General features: G+C 68.0%; 18 protein-coding genes. 6 read left to right on the forward strand and 12 right to left on the reverse strand.

The window, feature by feature from the left end; genetic code table 11:
* The first annotated feature begins 39 nt into the window (after positions 1 to 39).
* Positions 40 to 966 (forward strand): lipid kinase, encoded by a 927-nt coding sequence (locus SYV04_RS15090; protein WP_422723940.1) that lies wholly within the window; start codon positions 40 to 42, stop codon positions 964 to 966.
* Between the two features lie 15 nt (positions 967 to 981).
* On the opposite strand, the gene hrcA is transcribed toward SYV04_RS15090, so the two are convergent.
* The gene (hrcA, locus tag SYV04_RS15095) at positions 982 to 2,019 is read right to left on the reverse strand and encodes a heat-inducible transcriptional repressor HrcA (protein ID WP_321546451.1); all 1,038 of its coding nucleotides are present in this window, start codon (positions 2,017 to 2,019) and stop codon (positions 982 to 984) included.
* A 211-nt stretch (positions 2,020 to 2,230) separates the two neighbouring features.
* On the opposite strand from hrcA, the gene SYV04_RS15100 reads away from it, so the two are divergent.
* Both SYV04_RS15100 and yedA read left to right on the forward strand, forming a co-directional pair.
* Positions 2,231 to 2,707 carry an aromatic-ring-hydroxylating dioxygenase subunit beta gene (locus SYV04_RS15100; protein WP_321546452.1) on the forward strand — a complete coding sequence of 159 codons (477 nt, stop codon included), beginning with the start codon at positions 2,231 to 2,233 and terminating at the stop codon, positions 2,705 to 2,707.
* A 104-nt stretch (positions 2,708 to 2,811) separates the two neighbouring features.
* Entirely contained in the window at positions 2,812 to 3,786 is a 975-nt protein-coding gene (gene yedA / locus SYV04_RS15105) for a drug/metabolite exporter YedA (protein WP_321546453.1), read from the forward strand.
* A gap of 6 nt (positions 3,787 to 3,792) precedes the next feature.
* Here yedA and SYV04_RS15110 read toward each other — a convergent pair whose 3' ends face one another.
* The 6 genes from SYV04_RS15110 to SYV04_RS15135 all read right to left on the reverse strand — a co-directional run bounded on the left by SYV04_RS15110 (position 3,793) and on the right by SYV04_RS15135 (position 17,781).
* A complete protein-coding gene (locus SYV04_RS15110) occupies positions 3,793 to 4,146 on the reverse strand; it encodes a response regulator (protein ID WP_321546454.1) in 354 nt (117 codons plus the stop codon).
* A 75-nt stretch (positions 4,147 to 4,221) separates the two neighbouring features.
* The gene (locus tag SYV04_RS15115; protein WP_321546455.1) at positions 4,222 to 4,995 is read right to left on the reverse strand and encodes a hypothetical protein; all 774 of its coding nucleotides are present in this window, start codon (positions 4,993 to 4,995) and stop codon (positions 4,222 to 4,224) included.
* A gap of 14 nt (positions 4,996 to 5,009) precedes the next feature.
* Positions 5,010 to 6,791, reverse strand: a complete 1,782-nt coding sequence (locus SYV04_RS15120) for a pre-toxin TG domain-containing protein (RefSeq protein ID WP_321546456.1) — start codon at positions 6,789 to 6,791, stop codon at positions 5,010 to 5,012.
* 91 nt (positions 6,792 to 6,882) lie between these two features.
* Positions 6,883 to 8,883 (reverse strand): hybrid sensor histidine kinase/response regulator, encoded by a 2,001-nt coding sequence (locus tag SYV04_RS15125; protein ID WP_321546457.1) that lies wholly within the window; start codon positions 8,881 to 8,883, stop codon positions 6,883 to 6,885.
* 102 nt (positions 8,884 to 8,985) lie between these two features.
* Entirely contained in the window at positions 8,986 to 16,275 is a 7,290-nt protein-coding gene (locus SYV04_RS15130; protein WP_479691442.1) for a HAMP domain-containing protein, read from the reverse strand.
* Between the two features lie 624 nt (positions 16,276 to 16,899).
* The gene (locus SYV04_RS15135) at positions 16,900 to 17,781 is read right to left on the reverse strand and encodes a hypothetical protein (protein ID WP_321546459.1); all 882 of its coding nucleotides are present in this window, start codon (positions 17,779 to 17,781) and stop codon (positions 16,900 to 16,902) included.
* A 108-nt stretch (positions 17,782 to 17,889) separates the two neighbouring features.
* On the opposite strand from SYV04_RS15135, the gene SYV04_RS15140 reads away from it, so the two are divergent.
* Positions 17,890 to 18,300: a hypothetical protein gene (locus tag SYV04_RS15140; RefSeq protein WP_321546460.1), complete on the forward strand. Its 411-nt coding sequence runs from the start codon at positions 17,890 to 17,892 to the stop codon at positions 18,298 to 18,300.
* A gap of 9 nt (positions 18,301 to 18,309) precedes the next feature.
* Here the strand turns inward: SYV04_RS15140 and SYV04_RS15145 are convergent, their stop codons facing one another.
* Entirely contained in the window at positions 18,310 to 18,537 is a 228-nt protein-coding gene (locus SYV04_RS15145; RefSeq protein ID WP_321546461.1) for a hypothetical protein, read from the reverse strand.
* 150 nt (positions 18,538 to 18,687) lie between these two features.
* On the opposite strand from SYV04_RS15145, the gene SYV04_RS15150 reads away from it, so the two are divergent.
* On the forward strand, positions 18,688 to 20,055 hold the full coding sequence (locus SYV04_RS15150) for a serine/threonine-protein kinase (protein ID WP_321546462.1): 1,368 nt from the start codon (positions 18,688 to 18,690) through the stop codon (positions 20,053 to 20,055).
* Positions 20,056 to 20,146: 91 nt separating this feature from the next.
* On the opposite strand, the gene SYV04_RS15155 is transcribed toward SYV04_RS15150, so the two are convergent.
* On the reverse strand, positions 20,147 to 20,818 hold the full coding sequence (locus tag SYV04_RS15155; protein ID WP_321546463.1) for a hypothetical protein: 672 nt from the start codon (positions 20,816 to 20,818) through the stop codon (positions 20,147 to 20,149).
* A 353-nt stretch (positions 20,819 to 21,171) separates the two neighbouring features.
* On the opposite strand from SYV04_RS15155, the gene SYV04_RS15160 reads away from it, so the two are divergent.
* Complete coding sequence (locus tag SYV04_RS15160; protein WP_321546464.1) at positions 21,172 to 22,011, forward strand: alpha/beta fold hydrolase; 840 nt, start codon at positions 21,172 to 21,174, stop codon at positions 22,009 to 22,011.
* Between the two features lie 34 nt (positions 22,012 to 22,045).
* On the opposite strand, the gene SYV04_RS15165 is transcribed toward SYV04_RS15160, so the two are convergent.
* From SYV04_RS15165 to SYV04_RS15175, 3 genes are all read right to left on the reverse strand, one after another.
* Complete coding sequence (locus SYV04_RS15165) at positions 22,046 to 22,513, reverse strand: hypothetical protein (protein WP_321546465.1); 468 nt, start codon at positions 22,511 to 22,513, stop codon at positions 22,046 to 22,048.
* A 195-nt stretch (positions 22,514 to 22,708) separates the two neighbouring features.
* Positions 22,709 to 23,785: a metallophosphoesterase gene (locus SYV04_RS15170; RefSeq protein ID WP_321546466.1), complete on the reverse strand. Its 1,077-nt coding sequence runs from the start codon at positions 23,783 to 23,785 to the stop codon at positions 22,709 to 22,711.
* Between the two features lie 48 nt (positions 23,786 to 23,833).
* On the reverse strand, positions 23,834 to 24,409 hold the full coding sequence (locus SYV04_RS15175) for a type 1 glutamine amidotransferase domain-containing protein (RefSeq protein ID WP_321546467.1): 576 nt from the start codon (positions 24,407 to 24,409) through the stop codon (positions 23,834 to 23,836).
* Positions 24,410 to 24,445 lie beyond the last annotated feature (36 nt).

Below are 24,445 nucleotides of genomic sequence, written 5' to 3' on the forward strand. Positions count from 1 at the left end.
GCGCCCCCGCGGCGCCGCGCCCTGGAGGACGGGCCCGCGGTGTTGGTGGTGAACACCAAGTCTCGCTCGGGGCGGGAAGCCTTCGAGGCGGCTCGCGCGGCGCTCTCCGCCCGAGGCGTGCCGCTGCTGAGCTGCCATGCACTCACCCAGCCGCGCCGCCTGCCTCGGGTGCTGGCCGACGCGGTGGCGCGTGGCGCCCGGCGCATCCTCGTGGGCGGAGGCGATGGCACGGTGAGCTTCGCCGCCTGCCAGCTGCTCGGCAGGGACGTGACGCTGGGCGTGGTGCCGCTGGGCACCGGCAATGACTTCGCCCGCTCGCTGGGCATCCAGGACACGGTGGAGGCCGCCTGCGACGTCATCGCCGAGGGCTACACGGCCCGGGTGGACGTGGGCCTGGCCAACGGGCGGCCCTTCCTCAACGCGGCGAGCCTCGGGCTGGCCACCGCCATCGCCAAGCGGCTCAACAAGAAGCTCAAGCAGCGCATCGGCAAGCTCGCCTATCCCGTCGCCGCCGCCACCCAGCTCTGGGAGCACCAGCCGTTCCGGGTGCGGCTACAGGCCGACTCGCAGGCGCTCGAGCTGGAGGCGCTCCAGCTCGTGGTGGGCAACGGGCGCTACCACGGCGCGGGCAACATGGTGGCTCCGGGCGCGGCGCTGGATGACCACCGGCTGCACGTCTACGCCATCACCGCTCCTTCGGCGGAGTCCGGCCGGGAGGGCACCAGCCTGGGGCAGTTGCAGGACATGTCCACGCTGGCGCGCGTGGCGCTGTCGCTGCGCCGGGGGGAGCACGTGGAGCACCCCTCCGTCACCTACCTGCGCACCTCGCGGCTGTATGTGGAGTCCGAGCCCGTGCAGGAGGTGAACGCGGACGGCGAGCTCATCGGCCGCACGCCGATGCGCTTCGAGGTGGTGCCCTCCGCGCTCCGGGTGTACGCGCCCGCTCCCGCGCCCGTGGCGCACTGAGCGGGCGCTTGGGGCTCAGCCCTGCTCCAGCACCCGCGAGAGCACCTGGGCGGTGAAGTTCACCAGGGGGATGACGCGCTGGTAGTTCATCCGCGTCGGGCCGATGACGCCCACCGAGCCCAGCACCTGCTCGCGGCTGCCGTAGGGGCTGGCGATGACGGTCAGCTCTCCGGCCGCCGAGAACTCGCTCTCGGCCCCGATGAAGATCTGCATCTCCCGGGCGCGCTGCACCCGGTCGAGCAGCTGCAGGAGCTTGTGCTTCTCATCCAGCTTCCGGAAGAGCGAGCGCATGCGCTCCACGTCCGCGAACTCGGGCTGCTCCAGGAACGAGCCCGTGCCTTCAATCAGCACCCGCTCCGACTCCGGCGTCTGCAGATCCGTGGCCGCCGCGCCCAGCTTCAGCGCCTTGGCCGTCAGCGCGTTGTAGAGCGCCTGCTCCTGGTCCATCTCCTGGCGGATGCGCTCGCGCGCCTCCTCCAGCGGCACCTCGCGCAGCAGCTCCGAGAGGTAGTTGGAGGCCTTGAGCAGCTCGTCCGAGGTGAACGGGAACTCGACCGTAATCACCTTGTTCTGCACCTGCCCGTTGTGCCCCACCAGCACCGCCAGCACGCGGTTCTCTCGCAGCCGCACGAACTCGATGCGGTGGAACACCGTGGCCTCCGGCCGCGGGGTGAGCACCACGCTGGCGTGCCGGGTGAGCGAGTGCAGAATCCGGCTCGCCTCGCCGAGGATGTCCTCCACGTTGGACTCGTACACCAGCCCCGCGTGGATGAGCTCCCGGTCCTTGGGCGCCGGATCCTTCAGCCGCACCATGGTGTCCACGAAGAAGCGGTAGCCCCGGTCCGTGGGGACGCGCCCCGCGGAGGTGTGCGGCTTCTCCAGGAAGCCCAGCTCCTCCAGGTCCGCCAGCACGTTGCGCAGCGTCGCCGAGGACACATCGAACTCGGCGCGACGCGTCAGCTGTTGGCTGCCGACCGGCCCACCCGTGGTGATGTACTCCTGCACGACCGCTCGCAGGACTTCCTTCTCACGTTCGCCTAGCTCTTCCGACATCCCTGATCACACTCCAGCCTGCCGCGCTGCCTTGTCTGGCTCACAGCGCCTCAAGGACGAGCAAAGTCTAAGGAGGTCTCCGAGACGGTTCAATCCCGCCCAGCCTACCAGGCAACCGGGCGCGGGCCCGTTCACGCCCGCCCCCCACCCCGGACCGAGGGTTCTCCACCCTTGAAGCCGGCGCCCCGGCGGCTTGAAATGACAGGGGCGCATGTACGACGACATCCTCGAGGTCCGCCACGCGGTGGAGAGTCTGCTGTACCGCTATGCCACCTGTCTGGACGACGGGCCGCTGGAGCACTGGGCACAGTGCTTCACCGAGGAGGGGCAGTACCGCCTGCTGCCGCGCGAGAACTTCCTGAGCGCCTTCCCCGTGGCGCTGATGCACTGCACCTCCCGGAGCCAGTTGGAGGAGCGCCTCGCCACCCTGCGGCGCGCCCATGCCACCGTGCCGTACGCCTGCCGCCACCTGTACACCAACGTCCAGGTGGCGCCGGAGCGCGCCGGCCGGGCCTCGCTGCGCGCCAACTACACCGTCTACCACGCGGTGGACGAGGGCGAGGTGGAGCTGCTCAGCGTGGGGCGCCTGGAGGCGCGCATCCGCATGGAGCCGGCGCCGCTCTTCGAGCGGATGGATGTCATCTACGAGACGTGCCGGCCGTCGGGCTTGAAGGTGTATCCGCTCTAGCAGTGCGCGCCGCACCGCGTTGGCGTGCGCCCAACTGTGTCCATTGTCCCGAAGGGCAGCTGTCACTCGCGCCACTGAAGTGAACGCGTTACAAGGGCGGCCTCGTGTCCTCCAGCGCGCCCTCCCTGTCCGCCCCGCTGCCTGCCCAGTCCACCCCCGCGGACCCGCGCCGAGGTTGGCTGCTCTTCTGCCTCTTCGCGCTCTACTTCATCTGGGGCTCCACCTACCTGGCGATCCGCTGGGCGCTCGAAGGGGGCTTTCCTCCGCTGCGGCTGGGCGGGCTGCGCTTCACCCTGGCGGGCGCCATCCTCTATGGGGTGCTGCGCCTGAGGGGCATGCGCTCGCCGACGCGGCGCGAGTGGATGGCGGGTGCCTTCACCGGCTTCCTGCTGCTCGTCGTGGGCAATGGGTGCGTCGCCTATGCCCAGCAGTGGGTGTCCTCGGGCGTGGCGGCGCTGGTGGTGGGCAGCATGCCGCTGTGGGCGGCGCTCTTCGGGGGCCTCTATGAGGGCCAGTGGCCGGGCCGCGCCGAGCGGTGGGGATTGGCGCTGGGCTTCTTCGGCATCGCCCTGCTCAACCAGGGGGGCGAGCTGGGCGGCCGGTGGCTGCCGGTGGTCGCCTTGCTCTTCGCGCCGCTGGCGTGGGCCTTTGGCTCCATCTGGGCCCGGCACCATGCCTTCATGCCCCAGGGGCTGATGGCGACCGCCACGCAGATGTTGTGCTCGGGCGCGGCGCTGCTGGTGCTGAGCGCCGCCACGGGCGAGCACATGTTGGGCATGCCGGATGCGCGCGGGCTGGCCTCCTTCTTCTACCTGGTGGCCTTCGGCTCGCTCATCGCCTTCAGCGCCTATGGCTACCTGCTGCGCCACGCGCGGCCGGCGCTCGCCACCAGCTACGCCTACGTCAACCCCATGGTGGCGGTGCTGCTGGGCGTGCTGCTCGGCGGTGAGACTCCCGGCCCGCATGCCTTCGTGGCCATGACGGCCATCCTCGCGGCGGTGGTCCTCATCACCCGCAGGGCTCCCGCCAAGGTCCGTCGGGAAGCCAGCGCGCAGGCCAGCACGCCTTCGACCTCCTGAGCCGCTTCAGGGGGTGCAGCAGCTGTGGACGAGGTTCAGCAGCCGGGCGGACTCGAAGGGCTTGCGCAGGAAGCCCTCCGCCTCGGTCGGAGGCGGGGCCTCGCTCGCGGTGAGCACCACCACGGGCACGGAGTGCCGCTGAGGGTCCGCGCGCAGGCAGGAGAGGAACTCACTGCCGGACAGCAGCGGCAACCACCAGTCCAGGAGGATGAGGCACGGCCGGCCGATGCGCTCGAGCAGCTTCAGCCCCGCCATGCCGTTGGGAGCGGCGGCGACCTCGAAGCCCTCCGCTTCGAGCAGGGCCGACATGGCCTCTCTCAAGTCTGCATCGTCCTCCACCAAGAGGATGGTTTGGCTCATGACGTCCTGTCCCCCTGGGAAGTCTACCCGGGGGCAGGTGGCTCGACCCTGAGGTATTCTTGGAGTGCCAACAAATCAACGCGGCGAACCGCCGGGGCTCAGTGCCGGGCGGCGCGGGGGCAGGCTGTGCCGGGTGTGGTCATAGAAGCAGTCGGCGCCCAGGTGGGCGATGAGCTGGCGCTCGTGCTCGGCTCCTTCCGGAGTCCCCGCTTGGGTCGGTAGCGCGTAGGGCTGGACCAGAATGGTGCCCTGCCCGAGGTCCTGCTTGAACTCACCGGGAAGCGTGTCCAGCCGCTCGCCGAACATGCTCACGAAGGGGGGGCCAAAGAAGTTGCGCCAGAACAGCCCCGCCAGCCCCTCGCTGGGGTCTCGCACGGTGGAGGACTCCTCTGATCCGAGACCGTCTGCTGCCGGCACCAGCCTCCGTGTCTTACGCTCGAAGTCATCATCCACCGCGGACTGTGCCAGCGGAGAGCCCATCAGGCGCATCAGTTCCAGCACCTGCCGCATGTGCTCTGTACGCCATGAAGCCTTCACGGCCTCTCGGATCGAAGTCCTCCAGATGATGGCCCCCGTATGGGGCGGGACATCTGGCCTGGCCGGGTGGATCAGGAAGAAGTCTCGATCCGTTGGGGCTGCCACACACAAGGCCTTCAGGTCGTCGTAGAAGGTCAGCAGCACCTCGTAGTCGAGGTGCTCTGGATCAAGCCTCTCTTCTGGAAAAGCCAACCCGAAGCGGGTGGGCCGGAACCAGCGATACTCTTCCAACGCCCTCCGGAGAAACTCTCGGACACGTGTGAGCGGTGGGAGCCCCGGTGGCAGATAGATATAGGTCTTGAGGTATTTCATCGCGGCATGGGACTTCAGGGGTAATACCTCAAGCTGGCTCGGCCCTGGACCCTGAGGCGCTCGAGCAGATCCTGAAGGGGTGCGGAGAGCCGAGTAGGCCCGTCTGCATGCCGAGCCGAGCGGGCCCATACCTCGATATGGCCTCCCTGTTTCTCCACATACCGAAGCATCGCCTCCAGATTGCCTGAAAGCGAAAGCTTCGCGCGCGCCTTGACCTCGACGAAGTGGTAGGGCTGCCCCCAGACCAGCTCTCCAGGAGTCGGGCTGCCCACGACCGCATCGGGGATGAAGCCCTTCGCCTCACTCTCGGGCGGCGGCATCATCAATGCCCGGTTCTTCTCCTGCCCACGGGCCTGGAGCACCGCCTGCTCCAGTTCGCTGCCCTTCTCCTTGTTCTTGAGGATGGTCTCGTACTTCTTGCGCCAGTCCTCGTCGATGCCGTAGCGAAAGCGCGAGTACTTGTCCGGGTGGCGGAACTGGTAGTCCACCCATGCCGCCGCCATGTGCTCGGCACTGCCAAGCTCCAGGCGCAGGCCTGCTTCTCCCAGCCGAGAGCCCACCAACGGCACCTTGCCGCCCCGGCGCAGCGTGTCGGCCGCTTCCGCCAGCGGCTTCTCCAACCCCGCGGCCACGCGTCGCAGGAAGGCCACGTCCTCCTCGCTCAACCTCCGCCCCGCCGCCGCCTGGCGCACCAGCACCTCCACCTGCGAGGCGTCCGCGGGGCTCAGGTGGCTGGCCACCCGCTGCAGCACCCGCACCTCTTCCAGGCTTCGCCCCGTCACCAACGCCGCCCGCTCCACCCACTCCCCACCACCTGACAGCGCTCGCCCCGGCACGAACGGCACGAGCACCGCCACCCCACTCAGCAGCCGCTCCTCCGGCTCCAGCTTCCGACCGGTGATGCTGTAGCCCGCCACGAGACCAGCTGCGTCCGTCGCCTCGCCTATCCCCGGCAGCAGGCCCGCCAGCAACTCAATCACCAGCTCGTCGGCCGGGGGCCTCGTGTCCTCCGGAGGCGTGTAATCCAGATGGGGCGGTGCGTACCGTCCCAGCTCAATGGCCGTGGCCAGACTGCTACGACGCGCCAGCAGGTAGAGTGCCACCTCGCTGGGCCCCTTCCTCAACAGCGCCTCGTCACGCGTATGGGTGAAGGCCCAGTCCAGCACCGCTCCCGTGAGCGCATCCAAGGACTGGGTGCGCAGTGGGTGCTCGGTCAGCAGGTGCCCGGGCGCCACCCGCCGCACCCGCTCCCGCGCTGTCTCACCCCAGCGCGTCTGAGCCCAGTCCAGGTACTCCTCCAGCTTCGCTTCCACCTCTGCCTGCCGTCGGGCCTCCTGGCGTTCCCTCTCCTGCCGCTCGGCCTTCAGCTCTGCGTACACCTCCAGGGGTCGATGCCGCCTCAGCGTCGCCTCGTCCTGGCTCAGCGCCCACTGCTGCAACTCGAGCAGTACCCGGTGCTCCAGCCGCTGCTGCTCCTCGGGCACCCGTGCTCGCTTCAACTGCTCTTCTTGCTCGCGGATGAACTCCAGGTAGGGCGTCACCGCCCCCGTGCCCATCGCTCCCGCTCCACCTCCTGTACTCGCCTCCGTCCGCTCGGCCATTTCCCGCCGCTGACGAAGCGTGCGCATCTTCCGCGCGTGGGCTCGAAGCTCCCGACAGCTCCCCAGCAAACCGCAGGGCGCCTCGGGACGCGGGCCCGCCGCGCATCCTCCCCACATGCCGCTCAGCCCCAGCAGCAGCACCGTGAGCCACCGCGCACCAGACCTGGAGAGGAGCTTCATCCGAGGAAGGTTCATGAGCACTCGCCAGCACGCACGAGACCCCCCAGCGTCGGGGCTTCCCCTCGGCGACGCTGGCTCTGGAAGGAGCTGAATCTCGGCTGGAGGCTCAGCCCGCCGAGACCTGGGTCTGCACCACGGCGGCGTGCGGCTCTACCGGGGCCTCGGCCGCGGCGGCCTGCTGCTGCGCCTCACGCGGCAGCCACACATGGAACAGCGAGCCCTCGCCGGGCACGCCCTGGGACTCCACCCAGATGCGCCCGCCGTGCTGCTCGACGATGCCCTGGCTAATGGTCAACCCCAGCCCCAGCCCGCCGTACTTCGAGCCGTGCGCGCGCCCGAAGCGCTCGAAGATGACCGACTGCTTCTCCGGGGGAATGCCCACGCCGCGGTCCTTCACCATCAAATGCACTCCCGTCCCCTCCTCCAACACCCGCACCACCACCTCGCCCCCGTCCGGCGAATACCGGATGGCGTTGGACACCAGGTTCGTCAGCACCTGGTCCAGGCGCCCCCGGTCCCACACACCCTCCAGCCGCTCGGGGACCTCCAGCCGCAGCGGGTGCGACTGGGCGAGCACCGACATGCGGTCGCACGTCTCGCGCAACAGCTGCCCCAGGTCGAAGCGCTCCAGCTCCAGCGACAGGCGCCCGGCCTGCAACCGGCTGATGTCCAGCAGCTCCTCCACCAGCTTCGTCATCCGGTCGATCTGCCGGTTGATGATTTTCAGCGACTTGCCCGGCCCCGTCTCCGTCTGCCCGCCCAGCTTGAGCATGGCCAGGTGGGCATGGCCCTTGGCCGCCGCCAGCGGGGTGCGCAGCTCGTGGCTGGCCGCGGCGAGGAACGCATCCTTCGCCTCGCTGGCCATGCGCAGCGCGGCCTCGGCGCGCTGGTGCTCGGTAATGTCACGCGCCACGGAGATGAAGCGGCCCAGGCCCCCGCCCGCCTTCACGTACTGGAGCACCACCTCCACCGGCACCTCGGTGCCATCCTGCCGCCGGTGCGTGGTGGTGTAGGTGTGGCTGGGCTTGGTGCCACTGAGCAGCGGCGCCAGCAGCCGGCGGAAGCCCTCCTCGTCGAAGGCGCCCTCCACCCGCAGCACGCTGTTGCCCAACAAGTCCTCCACCGTGGAGCCCAGCTGCCGGGCCGCGCCCGCGTTGGCGTAGGTGAGCGAGAGCTGCTCCGGCTCGAACATGAGCACGCAGTCGAGCGTCGCATCCAACGTGGTCTTGAAGCGCTCCAGCGTCTCCTCGGTGCGCTTCTTGTCGTCGATGTCCGTGGCCACGGCGATGAAGCCCAGCAGCCGCCCGGCCTCGTCCCGCTCGGGCACCGAGCGCCCCAGGTGCCAGCGCCACACCCCGTCGCTGCGCCGCATGCGGAACTCGCGCTCCGTCCGGGTGCCCTCGCGCACGCCCTCCTGCCACATCCGGCGCATGGCCTCCTGGTCCTCCGGGTGGACATGCGCCAGGAAGACGTCCAGCGACAGCTCTTGCTCCTCCGTGCGGCCGATGTAGTCGCGCCACACCCGGTTGGCGTAGTACAGCGAGCCGTCCGGGCGCGCCGCCCACATGGACTCCGGCAGCGAGTCCAACAGCCGCCGGTAGCGCAGCTCGCTCTGGCGCTCCAGCGCCTCGCGCTCCTTCTGGCGCAGCAGCGCGCCCTGGCGCTGGATCTGCTGCTCCTTGAGGAACAAGTCCACGAACACGCCGACCTTGGAGCGAAGAATCTCCGGGTCGAACGGCTTGAGCAGGTAGTCCACCGCGCCGTGCGCGTAGCCCTTGAAGACATGGGCCGCATCCCGGCTGAGCGCGGTGAGGAAGATGATGGGGATGGTGCGGGTGCGCTCGCGCTGCTTGATGAGCGCCGCCGTCTGGAACCCGTCCAGCCCCGGCATCTGCACATCCATGAGGATGACAGCGAAGTCTCGCTGCAGGAGGAACTTCAGGGCCTCCTCACCACTGGTGGCCTTCACCAGCTCCTGGCCCAGCGGCTCGAGGATGGCCTCGAGCGCCAGCAGGTTGGAGGGGTGGTCATCCACCATGAGGATGCTCGCCCGGGAGCGCGGGGTGCTCTCGGGGACACGGTCGGTGGTGGAGTCGTTGGGAATCATGCTGAGCAAGCGGGGTGCCCCGGGGGTGTGGCAGGAGGGAAGGCTAGGCCCTCTGCCCGCCGGACAGAAGCCGGGGGGGCAGAGAGCCGTGTGCTATCCAACTCAGGCGTTCACCCAGAGACGGATGAGTTCAATGAGCTTGTCGGTATCCACCGGCTTGGGAAGGTAGTCGCTGGCACCCGCGGCCATGCACTTCTCCCGGTCGTCCTTCAGCGCCTTGGCGGTGACGGCGATGATGGGCAGCCGTGAGAGCTGGAGGTCCTGTCGGATGGCGCGCATCGTCTCGTAGCCATCCATCTCCGGCATCATGATGTCCATCAGCACCACGTCCACCTCGGGGTCCCGGCGCAGCGACTCGATGGCGGCGCGGCCGTTCTCGGCGAAGCTGACCTTGAGGCCCTGGTTCTCCAGAACGCTGGTGAGGGCGAAGATGTTGCGCATGTCGTCATCGACGACGAGCACCTTCTTGCCCGCCAGCTCCGAGTCCTCCGAGCTGTGGCGCTGGGCCAGCGCCTGGCGCGCGCGCGGCGGCAGGTTCTGGTCCAGGCGGTGGAGGAACAGCGCCGTGTCGCCCAACAGCTGGTCCGGGCTCTTGGGCCCGCTCTTGAGGATGACACTGCCGGTGTAACGCCGCAGCCGCGCCTCGTCCTTCTGGCTCAGCTCCTTGCCCGTGTAGACGACGATGGGCAGGTCGCGGAAGCGCGCCTGGGTCTTCACCTCCTCCACCAGCTTGCTGCCGTCCATGTCGGGCAGCAGCAGGTCGATGACGAGGCAGTCGTACTCGGACTCCTCCAGCTTGCTCAGGGCCTCCTGGCCCGTGCCCACCGCCGTCACCTGCACGTCATCGCCCTCGCCCAACAGCTTCTCCAGGCTCTGGCGCTGCACGTCGTCATCCTCGATGACGAGCAGCCGGCGCTCCTTGCGCTCCAGGAAGCGCGCGAGCTGACCGAAGACGTGCTCCAGGCCCTCCTTGCTCACGGGCTTGGTGAGGTAGCCGAAGGCGCCCTGGGTGTTGCCCTGGTGCTTGTCCATGACGCTGATGACATGCACGGGGATGTGGCGCGTGCGCGGGTTGCGCTTGAGCCGCTCCATGACGCTCCAGCCGTCCACCACGGGCAGTTGGATGTCCAGGGTGATGGCGTGGGGCAGGTACTCGTTGGCCATGGACAGGCCGCTGTCGCCGCGGCTGGCCACCAGCACCTTGAAGCCCTTCTCTCGCGCCATCTGCATCATGATGCGAGCGAACTTCAGGTCGTCCTCGATGATGAGCAGGACGCGGTCACCCTCGCGGATGTGCTCCCGGTCATCGTCGATGGTGACCGGCGCCATGAGCGTCTCCATGGGCGGAGGCAGCGCGGCGTCCAGCACGTGCGCGTTGTCGGCCACCGGCGCTGGGGTGTAGCTCACCGGTGAGCCCGAGGGGGACTCGGCGGAACGCCCCGGCGTCGGCGTCGGCGTGGAGGGCGTGGGCAGAATGGGCGACGTGGGCGGAGTCGAGGGCGGCGCGGCGTCATCGTCCGGGCCCACGTACTCGGGCGGCAGGTACAGGGTGAAGGTACTGCCCTTGCCCGGCTCGCTGTCCACGTGGATTTCGCCACCCAGCAGCTTGGCAATCTCGCGGGAGATGGACAGACCCAGGCCGGTGCCACCGTACTTGCGCGCGGTGGAGCCGTCGGCCTGCTGGAACGCCTCGAAGATGAGCTTCTGCTTGTCCTTGGGGATGCCAATGCCCGTGTCCGTCACCGCGAAGGCGATGACACGCTTGGACTTGCGCAGCACCTCGTGCTCGAGCCGCACGTTCTTCTCCGCCGTCTTCACCACCAGCTTCACGCTGCCCGCGTCGGTGAACTTGAACGCGTTGGAGAGCAGGTTCTTGAGCACCTGCTGCAGCCGCTGCGGATCCGTGCGGATGCTGCGCGGCGCGCCCTGCGCCAGCTCCACGTTGAACTGCAGGTTCTTCTGGTCGGCCACCGGACGGAAGCTGCGGTCCACGAACTGGTTGAGCTCGTTGAGGAAGATGTCGCGCGGCTCCACCGCCATCTTCCCGGCCTCCACCTTGGACAGGTCGAGGATCTCGTTGATGAGGGTGAGCAGGTCGCCACCGCTCGAGTAGATGGTGTTGGCGTACTCCACCTGCTTGCCGCTGAGGTTGCCCTCCTTGTTGTCCGAGAGCAGCTTGGCGAGGATGAGCAGGCTGTTGAGCGGGGTGCGCAGCTCGTGGCTCATGTTGGCCAAGAACTCGCTCTTGTACTTGGAGATGATGGTGAGCTGCTCGGCCTTCTCCTCCAGGCTGGCGCGCGCGAGCTCCACCTCGCTGTTCTTCTCCTCGACGCGGGTGTTCTGCTCCTCGAGCTGCTTGGCTTTCTCTTCCAGCTCGAGCGCCTGGGCCTCCAGCTCGGTGTTGGTGCGCTTGAGCTCCTCCTGCTGCTGGGTGAGCTCCTTGGACTGGCTCTGCAGCTCCTGCGTCAGGCTCTGCGACTGGAGCAGCAGCTCCTCGGTGCGCATGTTCGCCATGATCATGTTCAGGACCACGCCGATGCTCTCGGTGAGCTGGTCCAGGAAGATCTGATGGATGGCGCTGAACGGGTGGAAGCTGGCCAGCTCGATGACCGCCTTGATTTCACCCTCGAACAACACGGGGAGGACGATGATGTTGAGCGGCGAGGACTCACCCAGGCCCGACGAGATGGTGATGTAGTCGGTGGGCACCTTGGTGAGCAGGATGGTCTTCTTCTCCAGGGCGCACTGGCCCACGAGGCTCTCGCCCAGCCGGAAGCGGTTGGAGAGGTTCTTGCGCTCGCGGTAGGCGTAGGTGCTGGTGAGCTTGAGCACCGGCAGGGTGCCCTCCTGGTCCGCCAGGAAGAAGGCGCCGTGGTGGGCGCCGACCAGCGGGGTCAGCTCGCTCATGATGAGGCGGCTGACGGCCTCGAGGTTCTTCTGGCCCTGCATCATGCCGGAGAACTTCGCCAGGTTCGTCTTCAGCCAGTCCTGCTCCTGGTTCTTCTGCGTCGTCTCACGCAGGTTGAAGATCATCTGGTTGATGTTGTCCTTCAGCGCGGCCACTTCGCCCTCGGCGCTGACGGTGATGCTGCGGGTCAGGTCGCCCTTCGTCACCGCGGTGGCCACGTCCGAGATGGCGCGCAGCTGAGAGGTCAGCGTGCCGGCCAGCTGGTTCACGTTGTCGGTCAGCTGCCTCCACGTGCCGCGAGCGCCGGGCACGCGGGCCTGGCCACCCAGCTTTCCTTCGATACCCACCTCGCGGGCCACCGTGGAGACCTGCTCCGCGAAGGTGCCCAGCGTGTCGGTCATGCTGTTGATGGTCTCCGCGAGCGCGGCCACCTCGCCCTTCGCGTCGACGATGAGCTTCTGGGTGAGGTCACCATTGGCGACCGCGGTCACCACCTTGACGATGCCGCGCACCTGGGTGGTGAGGTTGGAGGCCATGAAGTTCACGTTGTCCGTGAGGTCCTTCCACGTGCCTGCCACACCGGGCACACGGGCCTGGCCACCCAGCTTGCCCTCGACGCCCACCTCGCGGGCCACCGTGGACACCTGCTCGGCGAAGGTGCCCAGCGTGTCGGTCATGTTGTTGATGGTCTCCGCGAGCGCGGCGACCTCGCCCTTGGCGTCCACCACCAGCTTCTGGCGGAGGTCTCCGTTGGCGACCGCCGTCACCACGCGGACGATGCCGCGCACCTGGGTGGTGAGGTTGCGGGCCATGGAGTTCACGTTGTCCGTGAGGTCCTTCCACGTACCGGAGACGCCACGCACCTCGGCCTGACCGCCCAGCTTTCCTTCGGTGCCCACTTCCTTGGCGACGCGGGTCACTTCCGAGGCGAACGAGTTCAGCTGGTCCACCATCGTGTTGATGGTGTTCTTCAGCTCGAGGATTTCGCCCTTCACGTCCACGGTGATCTTCTTGGACAGGTCGCCATTCGCGACCGCCGTCGTGACGAGGGCGATGTTGCGCACCTGAGCAGTCAGGTTGGAGGCCATGGAGTTCACGTTGTCCGTGAGGTTCTTCCACGTGCCGGCGACTCCCGGCACTTCGGCCTGGCCGCCCAGCTTTCCTTCCGTACCCACTTCCTTGGCGACGCGCGTCACTTCCGAGGCGAAGGCGCGGAGCTGATCCACCATCGTGTTGATGGTGTTCTTCAGCTCGAGGATTTCGCCGCGAGCCTCGACCGAGATCTTCTGCGACAGGTCACCATTGGCGACGGCCGTCGTGACCTTGGCGATGTTACGCACCTGGTCGGTCAGGTTGCCGGCCAGCACGTTCACGTTGTCGGTCAGGTCCTTCCAAACACCGGACACACCCTTCACGTCGGCCTGACCACCCAGCTTGCCCTCGGTGCCCACTTCCTTGGCGACGCGGGTCACTTCCGAGGCGAACGCGCGCAGCTGGTCCACCATCGTGTTGATGGTGTTCTTCAGCTCCAGCACCTCGCCCTTCACGCTGACGGTGATCTTCTGGGACAGGTCGCCGTTGGCGACGGCGGTCGTCACCTTGGCGATGTTTCGCACCTGGTCGGTCAGGTTGCCCGTGAGCGCGTTCACGTTGTCCGTGAGGTCCTTCCAGACGCCCGACACGCCCTTCACGTCGGCCTGACCACCCAGCTTGCCCTCGGTACCGACTTCCTTGGCGACGCGGGTCACTTCCGAGGCGAAGGCGCGCAGCTGATCCACCATCGTATTGATGGTGTCCTTCAGCTGGAGCACCTCGCCCTTCGCATCCACCGTGATCTTCTTCGACAGGTCGCCGTTCGCGACCGCCGTCGAGACCTCCGCGATGTTTCGCACCTGCGCCGTCAGGTTGTTGGCGAGCAGGTTCACGTTGTTCGTGAGGTCCTTCCACGTACCGGCGACGCCCGGCACCTCGGCCTGGGCGCCCAGCTTGCCCTCCACACCCACCGTGCGGGCGACGTCCGTCACCTGCTGGGCGAAGATGGACAGCGTCTGCGTCATCGCGTTGATGGTGTCCGCGAGCGCGGCGATCTCACCCTTGGCTTCCACCACCAGCTTCTGGCTCAGGTCACCGTTGGCGACCGCCGTCACGACTTTGACGATGCCGCGCACCTGGGTGGTGAGGTTGGAGGCCATGAAGTTCACGTTGTCCGTGAGGTCCTTCCACACACCGGACACCCCGGGCACCACGGCCTGGCCACCGAGCTTTCCTTCCGTACCCACTTCCTTGGCGACGCGCGTCACTTCGGAGGCGAACGCGCGGAGCTGGTCCACCATCGTGTTGATGGTGTTCTTCAGCTCGAGCACCTCGCCCTTCGCATCGACCGTAATCTTGCGGGACAGGTCACCCTTGGCGACCGCCGTCGTCACCTCGGCGATGTTACGAACCTGGTCGGTCAGGTTGTTGGCGAGCAGGTTCACGTTGTTCGTGAGGTCCTTCCACGTGCCGGCCACTCCGGGCACCACGGCCTGAGCGCCCAGCTTGCCTTCCACCCCCACCGTGCGGGCGACGTCGGTCACCTGCTGCGCGAAGATGGAGAGCGTCTCCGTCATCGCGTTGATGGTGTCGGCCAGCTCGGCCACCTCGCCCTTGGCGTCCACCTTCAGGCGCTGGGTCAGGTCACCGTTGGCGACGGCCGTCACCACCTTGGCGATGCCTCGCACCTGAGTGGTCAGGTTGGAGGCCATGATGTTCACGTTGTCGGTCAGGTCCTTCCACGTACCGGCAACGCCCTTCACCTCGGCCTGGCCGCCCAGCTTGCCGTGCGTACCCACCTCACGCGCAACGCGGGTCACTTCGGCGGCGAACGAGTTCAGCTGGTCCACCATCGTGTTGATGGTGTCCTTGAGCTGGAGCACCTCGCCCTTCGCATCGACGGTGATCTTCTTGGACAGGTCACCCTTCGCGACCGCCGTCGTCACCAGGGCGATGTTGCGCACCTGCGTGGTGAGGTTGGAGGCCATGAAGTTCACGTTGTCGGTGAGGTCCTTCCACGTACCGGCAACGCCCTTCACCTCGGCCTGACCGCCCAGCTTGCCGTCCGTACCCACTTCCTTGGCGACGCGGGTCACTTCGGCGGCGAAGCTGTTGAGCTGGTCCACCATCGTGTTGATGGTGTTCTTCAGCTCCAGCACCTCGCCCTTCACGTCCACGGTGATCTTCTTGGACAGGTCACCCTTGGCGACGGAGGTCGTCACCTCGGCGATGTTTCGCACCTGGGCGGTGAGGTTGTTCGCCATCAGGTTCACGTTGTCCGTGAGGTCCTTCCAGGTACCGGCGGCGCCGGGCACCTGCGCCTGGGCGCCCAGCTTGCCCTCCACGCCCACCGTGCGGGCGACGCTGGTCACCTGCTGAGCGAACACGTTGAGGGTGTCCGTCATGTTGTTGAGCGTCGCGCCCAGCGCGGCGATCTCACCCTGCGACGGCACCTGCAGCTTCTGGCTCAGGTCCCCGTTGGCGACGGCCGTCACCACCTTGACGATGCCGCGCACCTGGGTGGTGAGGTTGGAGGCCATGAAGTTCACGTTGTCCGTGAGGTCCTTCCACGTACCGGACACGCCCTTCACATCCGCCTGGCCCCCCAGCTTGCCCTCGGTGCCCACTTCCTTGGCGACGCGGGTCACCTCGGCGGCGAAGCTGTTGAGCTGGTCCACCATCGTGTTGATGGTGTTCTTCAGCTCCAGCACCTCGCCCTTGGCGTCCACGGTGATCTTCTTGGACAGGTCACCCTTGGCGACCGCCGTCGTCACCTCGGCGATGTTGCGCACCTGGGCCGTGAGGTTGCTGGCCATGATGTTCACGTTGTCGGTCAGGTCCTTCCACGTACCGGCAACGCCCTTCACCTCGGCCTGACCGCCCAGCTTGCCGTCGCTGCCCACTTCCTTGGCGACGCGCGTCACTTCGGCGGCGAACGAGTTGAGCTGATCCACCATCGTGTTGATGGTGTTCTTCAGCTCGAGCACCTCGCCCTTCGCATCCACCGTAATCTTCTTGGACAGGTCACCGCGGGCCACCGCCGTGGACACCTCGGCGATGTTACGCACCTGGGCCGTGAGGTTGCTGGCCATGATGTTCACGTTGTCCGTGAGGTCCTTCCACGTACCGGCAACGCCGCGCACATCGGCCTGACCACCCAGCTTGCCGTCGCTGCCCACTTCCTTGGCGACGCGCGTCACTTCCGAGGCGAAGGCGCGGAGCTGATCCACCATCGTGTTCACGGTGGTACCGATGCGGAGGAACTCGCCCTTCACCGACTGGCCGTCGATTTCGAGGGCCATCTTCTGGGTCAGGTCACCTTCGGCCACCGCGACGAGCACGCGGGCCACTTCCGTGGTGGGCAGCACCAGGTCGCCGATCAGCGCGTTGATGGAGCTGACGCTGGTGGCCCAGCCGCCTCGCACGTCCCCGAGCGTGACGCGCTCGCCCATGCGGCCCTCGCGGCCCACCACGCGCTCCACGCGGACCATCTCGTCCGTGAAGGCGGCGTTGCGGCCTACCAGCGCGTTGAAGGCGTGGGCGATGTCATCCAGCACCCCGTCACCGGAGTCGCCGGAGAGTCGAACGCTGAAGTCCCCCGACTCGGCCGCCTGCAGGGCGGAGAGCAACGGGCTGAACGGGTGCGGGCCACGTCCCCCGCGCGCGGCCGTGGCGCGGCCCCTCGAGCCCTCGGGCAGGTGCTTGCCGTTGCCGTTGCCATTGCGCCGGGGCGCGGAACTTTCGGCGGCCGCGAGCGCCTCGGCGGCGGCCTTCTCCTCGGCCAGGCGGGACTGGACGCGGTTGCGCGTGCCCGTCGGCTCCGCCGACGGCGTCCCACTCTCCGGCGCCTGCGCCTTGCGGCGGGGGCCACGCTTCTTGCCGTCGGAGGGGAAATTGTCGTTCGAATCCAAGAGATGAACCTCGGCGAAGGTGAAAGCCGCGCCCTGCGAAGGGCGCGCGAACTCCAGGGTGCCTTCTTCTAGAAGAGTTCGGGGACTTGTCGACTGTCGAGCGAAGCCGCCCCAGTCAACGGTTCAGAACTCAACCACATTCGTCCCGGGCCTACTCCTAACGCCTCAGGGCGATGGAGCCGTGCAAGGAAGTCCCTCGCAACCGTGGACGTAGAGCGGCCGGCCGGGGAGCCGACGGGCAGAGGTGCGCCACCTGCGCGGTGCTTCCTCTCTCTGTCCCGTCCGCAGGTCGACGGAGAGTGCGGGTTGCTGCCCCTCACAGGCCAGCAGGACGCGCTCGGGCGCATCCAGCCACCACAACCCTTCCACCTGGCAGGGCGCTTCGGCTCGGAGCAGCGTCAGGGAGCGCGCCTCGTAGGCGATCAGGCCCCCGTCCACCACCACGGCCGCCAGCAGGCCCTCCGGGCCCACGGACAGCGCCCCGGGGAACGGGAGCTTGGCCTGCCCGAGCACCTGCCCCTGCGCGGAGATGGAGAGCATCTGCCCGGCCGTATCCAAGGCGATGACGCCCTCCGAGTGCCCCGCCAGGGCCACGGGTGCAAAATCGCCTACCGGTACGAGCTGGCCCGCCTCCTCGCGGAGCAGTTGCTCGTGGGTGGCCACCCAGAGCCGGCCCTGTCCATCGAAGGTGATGGCGACGGCGCCGGGAGCGGAGAACACGGTGGGAGACTTCTGGGCGCCACAGAGGGCCACGGCGCGGGCTCCAAAGGTGGCGGCCTGGGAGCCATCCGGGGCCACCGCCCAGCCGAGCCGGGGGCCTGGGAGCGCGAGGGCGAGGCAGTGGTTGAGCTTGCCGAAGTGGGGATCCGTGGTGGGCGAGGAGACGAGGTAAGGCAAGCTGGTAGTGGCGGTGGCGACGAGCAGCGCCAGGGCGGCGGCGATGATGAGCGAGAGGGCCCACGAGCGTGGGCCCAGGGCGCGGGAATGCCGGCCGGAGAGCCGGAGCCCTCTCCTGCCTGCAGCGCCATGGCCGTCCCGATCTCGCACCGTGCGGACTTGTTATCGAACTGTGCCGCCGCTTGCACCTCCCCCTCCCGGCGAGGGCCGGGGAGGCGGCCGGGAGGGTTGGCCCCGCTGATGCACTGAAGCCTGGGCATGAAGCTCTGGCGTTACATCCGGCGGGTTCTGTGGGCGGTGGGCATCAGCGGCGTGGTACTGCTGGCCACGGTGGAGTGTCTCAGCCGGGCCACGTTCACGCGGCTGCCCCAGCTTCCTCCGAATCCGCCCGGTGCCGCCGCCTCGGCGCGCCTGGCGCCTGCCCTGGGGCGGGTGGAGGAGAGAGCGGCGGCGCCCCGGGTGCTGCGCGTGTTGCCCTGGGCCCTGCTGCGCGTGTTGACGGCCACGCTCCGGGCCCGGAAGGGTCAGTCGCGGATGAGCGAGTACCTGCTGCTCAAGGGCCGCGAAGTGACGGAGTGGACGTGGTTGCTGCCCAAAATGACCCCGGCGCCGAAGGCCGAGCCCCTGTGGTCGGGGCTGGGCGCCCGCGCGTGGAGGCGGGCGGCGTGAGGCCGGGGTTCAGGGCTTGCGGGGCTTGTCCGCGTCCGCCTTCTCCTGGAGACGGGAGGAGAAGCTGCCCTTGCCGCTCACGGGAGGCATCACGTTCGCGGCGCGCTGCTCGCGCTTCATCGCCGCCAAGGGGCTGGCCGCGTCCCCTTCCAGGGACTCCTTCTCGTAGCGGTCCGCACCACTGCCGACACGCCCCACGGGACGGGAGCTGAGGGTGCGTCGGTTCGTGTCCACCATGGCGGGGGCCTCCGTGTTGCCAGGGCTTCTTTATATCGCGAGAGCCTGTGTGGACGCATTCCCACCCTGAAGAGAAGGTGTGCAACCGACCACCTCTGAGGTAGGGTGGAGACGGAGCGCGGGCGGAGATTCCTCGACGAGGGCCCTCTGATGGCAACACAGCGGACCTTTCTGGCGTGGGAGCCGGGCTGCCTTCCACCAGGGGTGGAGATCGGAGCCTGGCGGGTGCTGGAGCTGCGCGGGAAGGGCGCCTACGGAGCCGTCTACCGCGTCGAGCCCGTGGGCGAGAGCGGCGCCGAACCGTGTGCCCTGAAGCTGGCCCTGCATCCGGTGGATCCGCGCTTCGAGCGCGAGGTGGAGCTGCTCACGCGTCTCCGCCATCACCCGAACGTGCCGCACCTGCGGGAGCGTGGGCTGTGGGCTCACCCCGTCGGTCTGTTCCCGTTCATCGTCATGGAGTGGGTACAGGGCGTGCCGCTGTATGATTGGGCGCAAGCGCGCACGCGCAGCTCGCGGCAGGTGCTGCGCGTGCTGGCCCAGGTGGCCCGGGCACTGGAGGCCACGCATGGAGTGGACGGCGTGCATCGAGACGTGAAGGGAGCCAACATCCTGGTGGGGCCCGAGGACGACCGGGCGAGGCTCCTGGACTTCGGAGCGGGAGACTTCCAGGGAGCGCCCACGCTCACGCGGGAGGTGCTGCCTCCTGGCACCCCTCGGTACCGCAGCCCCGAGGCGCAACGCTTCCAGTGGCTCTATTGGCGCCAGCGTGGAGCCCACTACGAGCCGGGCCCGGCGGATGACGTGTACGCGCTGGGTGTAACGGCCTACCGTCTCGTGACGGGCAGCTATCCGCCACCCGGCGTGGACCCCGAGGCGGCGGTAGGTGGCACGCTCGTTCCGAGTCCCGGGTGGGTGCCTCCCGAGGAGGTAGTGACGGTCTGCCCGGAGCTGGCGGGCCTCATCCGCCGGATGCTCTCCGAGGAGCCCTCTACGCGAGGCAGCGCGGCGGAGCTGGCGCAGGCGCTCGAGGAGGCAGCGAAGACAGCGGGGCGCGCGGCGGACCTCCCCCTCACCCAGCGCTCTACTCGAACAACCGCTTCGCGGCGGCCCACGAGTGCATGGCTAGCGGCATGCGTTGTCGCCGTCGTCTGCGTCAGTGGATGGTGGACCTCACGACAGCAGCCCGTGGGGGAAGTGACGCGGGATGGCGGCGTGGAGGATGCCAGCACCTCGGACCTCGCGAAGGATGCGCTCACGGTCAGTGCTCATGTGAAGCAGCCCGAATCCACTTGGGACGTGCTCGCGCTGGAGATGCCGGAGAAGCCCATGCCAGGGCAGGCACGGCCTCCGTGCAAGAAACACGAGTTGGAGATCAACGGGGGTTGCTGGGTAGAGCCGAAAGAGTCGAAGCCCCCTTGCAGAGAGCGGGAGCACGAGTGGAAAGGCGTCTGCTACTACGCGGTCCTCGCGCTGCCTCTTCCCGCGACCTCGCAGCCGAAGTCGCCAGGAAAGCGTTAAACAGAAACCGCCGCCAGCCAGCCCGCGTACGGCGGACCCACTGGCGGCGGCTTGTTCAACCGGAATTGCCCCCAGCGTTGAGGCGCTGGACTCACGCCGCCTCGTTGCTCGGCTTGAGGCTGTCCATCAACGCCTCGATGAGCTTGGGCATCTGCGCCTCAGGGATGTCCTGGAGGCTGATGAGCAGCTGGCTACGCTCCTCGCGCGCGCGAACCCGAATGCGGTTCTGCTTGCCGAAGTGCTGATCCAGGGTCTGGCGGTAGAGCATCACTCGCGCCGTGGCGCTCTCGGGCAAGGGCGTGGGAGGCGTGCGCTTGTGCTTCACCGCCTGCTTGAGCTCCTCCACGGTGCAGTCGGCGAAGGCCTTCTGCGCCACGGTGCCATCCTCTTGGGGCACGAGGATGGGAGTGGGGCCCGGCTCGTTGCCATCCACGGTGATGCCGGCCAGCTTCTCGTAGGACAGCAGGGTGTACAGGTTGTTCATGCCGTGCTTCACGCAGGCCGCCGCCGTGAACGAACGCGCGACGGCGCCGTAGCTGGTCAGCGTGGACTGACTGAGCACCTTCACCTGATTCTGGAAGAAGTCCTCGGCGTCCTTGAAGCCTCCTGTCTTGGCCAACTCGTGATCCACCACGTAGTTGTAGAGCCAGCCAATCTGGTAGTTGTCGGCGTGGCCCTGCTCCACCAACTGGATGACGCGCTGATGCACCTCCTCCAGGGTGATTTTGATGTTCGGGTTGCTCTTGTTCTCCAGTTTCGTCATGACACGTATGGGGTTGGTTGCCGCGGGAGTGCGACATGCGTGGGCAAAGCAGGAGTCGGGCCAACGGGCGGACGGAGGGCTCTCCCTGTGATGACGGGCAGTTGAACGGTGGGAACGGTCTAGAACCTGGACACCCGTCCACGTAGCCGGACTGTGTGCCGGTCAGTCCCAGATGACCGGTACCAGCCGTTCAGTCCCGGTTGACCGGTACCAACCGGTCAGTCCCAGATGACCGGTACCAGCCGGCCAGTCCCGGTTGACCGGTACCAACCGGTCAGTCCCAGATGACCGGTACCAGCCGGTCAGTCGGTCCAGGAAGACTCCGGCAACACTCCGAGATATGCGGGAGCAAGATGAGCGCCCCCCTGCAACTGGATGATTGGGGCGGCACCGGCCCGGTGCTGCACCTCGCCCACGCCAACGGATTCCCGCCCGGCAGCTACCGCAAGCTCATCGAGTTGCTGAAGCCACGCTACCGAGTCTTCACCCTCCGCAGCCGCTGCCTCGTGCCGGGAACGGATCCGCAAACCCTGCGGACCTGGGATGACATGGCTGACGAGCTGGTCCACGCCCTGCGCGCCCAGGGCCTGGAGGGCATCATCGGCGTGGGCCACAGCATGGGCGGCGTATCCACCCTGCTCGCCTCGGTGAAGGAGCCACGACTCTTCCGAGCCGTGGTGGCGTTGGACCCGGTGCTCATCACGGGCCCGCGCCTGCTGGCGCTCCACGTGCTGACGGTGCTCGGGCTGCGCGGTCGGATTCCTCCCGCGAACCTGGCCCGGCGGCGCCGCGAGTCCTGGAACTCGCGCGAAGAAGCGGCCACGAGCTACCGCAAGAAGCCGCTCTTCCAGCGCTTCGATCCCGAGTGCTTCCAGGACTACATCACCCACGGGCTCACCGAAGCACCGGGCGGCGGCCTGCGCCTGACCATTCCCAGGGATTGGGAGGCCCGCATCTTCGAGACATCGCCGCGCGCCGTCTGGCGCAAGCTGCGTTCGGTGCCGGTGCCAGCGCTGGTGATGCGCGGAGGCGACACGGACACGCTCACCCCGGAGGCCCTGGAACGCGTGCGCCGCACCCTGCCGGGCGTCCGCACCGAAGAGCTTCCCGGCACCACCCACCTCTTCCCGCTAGAGCAGCCAGAAGAGTGCGTCCGGCGCATCCTCGCGTTCCTCGCGACGCTGCGAGATTAGACCTCTTCGATCGATCCCAGCGGCAACGAGGTATCTACCGTTCGCGCTTGCCGGGGGGTTCTATGCCGTAGCGGGCGGCATCTCGCCGGGCATGATCGATGCCGTCGAGCATTTGCTGGCGGGAGTGCCGATGCTTGGACCTCTTCCGGACCCGGCGCTCCGTGTCTGCCAGCATGGAGAAGGCGTCTTCTGCTTGCTCTCGGAAGCTGGGGAGGGACTGGACGTAGAGGGTCGAGACGTGGAAACGGTCCCAGAGCGTCGGGAAGCCCAGCCGTCTGATCCTGCGCAGCCACGTGCCAAAATCCTCCCACGGGCGCTCATGATCGAACGCCGCTTGCACGGCATTCAATGCCGTCAGCCGCTTGAGGTGCAGACGTTCGGCGGGGGTTCGTGCTTCTCGTACGAACTGCCGCTCTAATTCCTGGAGCGCGGCTACGACGACTTCAAATGGCATTTCAGCGTGAGCCAGCCCGAACATGAGCCACTCGCGCTGCTCTGCCACCGTGTTCCACCACTCCCTGCGCAAACGCCCCACGGCTAGTCGCCTCCGAGCGTGATGCACTGACTCCAATCGTCGCGGCACCTCCGCTCCCGCTCTCTTCTGCCCTCCGGTCCAGTTCAGCAGGGCAAGACCTTAAAGTTCCGTGATGGCGCCCGCTGTGAAAAGGCGCGTTCGATGTCGGACGAAGAACGGTGATCACGCCCGGCGCAGTGTGATGACCGCCAGCTCCGCCGGAGCCCCCAGCCGCGCGGGCGGTCCGGTGGTACCGACTCCTCGGTTCACATAGAGCCACGAGCGCCCATGCCGATACAGCCCCGCCGTCCAACGGGTGATGAACCGGGCCAGCGAGAGGCGGCGCACGCCCGGAACCGCGAGCTGGCCGCCATGGGTGTGCCCCGAGAGGGTCAGCTCCACGGAGCGGGCCTGCGCCTGGGGAAACAACTCCGGATCATGCGCGAGCAACACGGTGGGAGCCCCCGGCGGCCGGCCCGCGAGCGCCCGAGCCAGGTCATGGCGCGAGGTCCACGTATCGTCCACGCCGGCGACATACAGGCGCGCCCCACCCCGCTCCACCACCACGCCTCGGTTGCGAAGGACCGTCAGTCCCTGCCGCTCCAACGCCCGAACGAGGTGCTCGCCGTCGGTGAAGTAGTCGTGGTTTCCCATGCAGGCGAACGCGCCATCCTTCGCGCGCAGGCCCCCCAGCGCCCGCGCCACGGGCTCCACGTGCGAGGAGCCGTGGGTAATCAAATCGCCGGTGACCGCCACCAGGTCCACCTCGAGCGCGTTGAGTCGGGAGACCCAGGACGAGACACGCTCCTCGGAGACATACGGCCCGCAATGCACATCGGAGATCTGCCCGATGCGGTAGCCGTCCAGCTCGGCCGGGAGCCCATCCACCCGCACCACCCGCTTGCGAAGCCTCGGCCGCCCGAGGACGGCATCCGCGCCGAGCCCCAGCGAGAGGACTCCCGCCAGCCCCCAGGCCAGCCCCCAGGGTGCTCCCACTCGCACCGCCAGCTCGGCCGGCACCATGAGCAGGTCGAACACCAGGCAAGCGGACCACCACCCCAGCGCCAGGTAGGTGGACCGCGCGGGAGACGTGGAGTGCCAGGGGCTCTGGAGCTGGCGCAGGTACGGCACGGACACCAGCACCGCTCCCAGCACGGGCAGCGGGGTGCGCGTGTGCCAGCAGAGCCACAGCACCACGGGAAGCTGGATGGCGGTGACGAGCAGGACCGCGAGCAGCTGGAAACGAGGTCGTCGGGGCATTCGCCCTGTTCTCTAACCCCCTCGCGGCCCGCCCGCTCCCCCCCCGGCTCAGTGCAGGGAGGGCGACTCCTCCTCTGCCATCCCAGCCCCCGCCGAGAGCGGCGGGGCGATGCCCTGGTCCAACTGGCGCAGCAGGGCGGCGCAGAAGGACTTCAGATCGTCCGGCTTGCGAGAAGTGATGAGGTTGCCGTCCTCCACCACCTCGCGGTCCACCCAGTTGGCGCCGGCGTTGAGGAGGTCGGTCTTGATGGAGGGCCACGAGGTGACGGTGCGCCCGTCCACGATGTCCGCCTCGGCGAGCATCCAGCCCGCGTGGCAGATGGCGGCGACGGGCTTGTCCGCCTCGAAGAAGGCTCGCACCAAATCGACCATGTCCGAGTCCATCCGCAAGTGGTCGGGGGAGTAGCCGCCCGGAATGACCAGCGCGTCGAAGTCGTCGGCGGACACCTCCTGGGCGGCGCGGTCGGCGGTGATGGTCTCCTTGCCCTTCTTGCCCTTGAGCTTCTTGCCCGCCTCCACCCCGACGATGACCGCCTCGTGGCCCGCCTGCTGCACCTGGTCGTACGGAACGCGGAACTCCGAATCCTCGAAGTCCGAAGCCACGATGAACATGATTCGAGCCATGTGTCGCTCCTCGCGATGGAACCCCTGCCCGTGCAA

The organism is Hyalangium ruber (assembly GCF_034259325.1).
In the GTDB taxonomy this organism is placed as follows: Bacteria; Myxococcota; Myxococcia; order Myxococcales; family Myxococcaceae; genus Hyalangium_A; species Hyalangium_A rubrum.

Coding starts and splice junctions, on each gene's coding strand:
- SYV04_RS15170 (WP_321546466.1), bottom strand. CDS start 23,785: ATGCCCCGACGACCTCGTTTCCAGCTGCTCGCGGTCCTGCTCGTCACC.
- SYV04_RS15125 (WP_321546457.1), bottom strand. CDS start 8,883: ATGATTCCCAACGACTCCACCACCGACCGTGTCCCCGAGAGCACCCCG.
- SYV04_RS15155 (WP_321546463.1), bottom strand. CDS start 20,818: ATGACGAAACTGGAGAACAAGAGCAACCCGAACATCAAAATCACCCTG.
- SYV04_RS15175 (WP_321546467.1), bottom strand. CDS start 24,409: ATGGCTCGAATCATGTTCATCGTGGCTTCGGACTTCGAGGATTCGGAG.
- SYV04_RS15130 (WP_479691442.1), bottom strand. CDS start 16,275: ATGGGCGAGCGCGTCACGCTCGGGGACGTGCGAGGCGGCTGGGCCACC.
- SYV04_RS15150 (WP_321546462.1), top strand. CDS start 18,688: ATGGCAACACAGCGGACCTTTCTGGCGTGGGAGCCGGGCTGCCTTCCA.
- SYV04_RS15140 (WP_321546460.1), top strand. CDS start 17,890: ATGAAGCTCTGGCGTTACATCCGGCGGGTTCTGTGGGCGGTGGGCATC.
- SYV04_RS15100 (WP_321546452.1), top strand. CDS start 2,231: ATGTACGACGACATCCTCGAGGTCCGCCACGCGGTGGAGAGTCTGCTG.
- SYV04_RS15145 (WP_321546461.1), bottom strand. CDS start 18,537: ATGGTGGACACGAACCGACGCACCCTCAGCTCCCGTCCCGTGGGGCGT.
- SYV04_RS15115 (WP_321546455.1), bottom strand. CDS start 4,995: ATGAAATACCTCAAGACCTATATCTATCTGCCACCGGGGCTCCCACCG.
- SYV04_RS15110 (WP_321546454.1), bottom strand. CDS start 4,146: ATGAGCCAAACCATCCTCTTGGTGGAGGACGATGCAGACTTGAGAGAG.
- hrcA (WP_321546451.1), bottom strand. CDS start 2,019: ATGTCGGAAGAGCTAGGCGAACGTGAGAAGGAAGTCCTGCGAGCGGTC.
- SYV04_RS15160 (WP_321546464.1), top strand. CDS start 21,172: ATGAGCGCCCCCCTGCAACTGGATGATTGGGGCGGCACCGGCCCGGTG.
- SYV04_RS15120 (WP_321546456.1), bottom strand. CDS start 6,791: ATGAACCTTCCTCGGATGAAGCTCCTCTCCAGGTCTGGTGCGCGGTGG.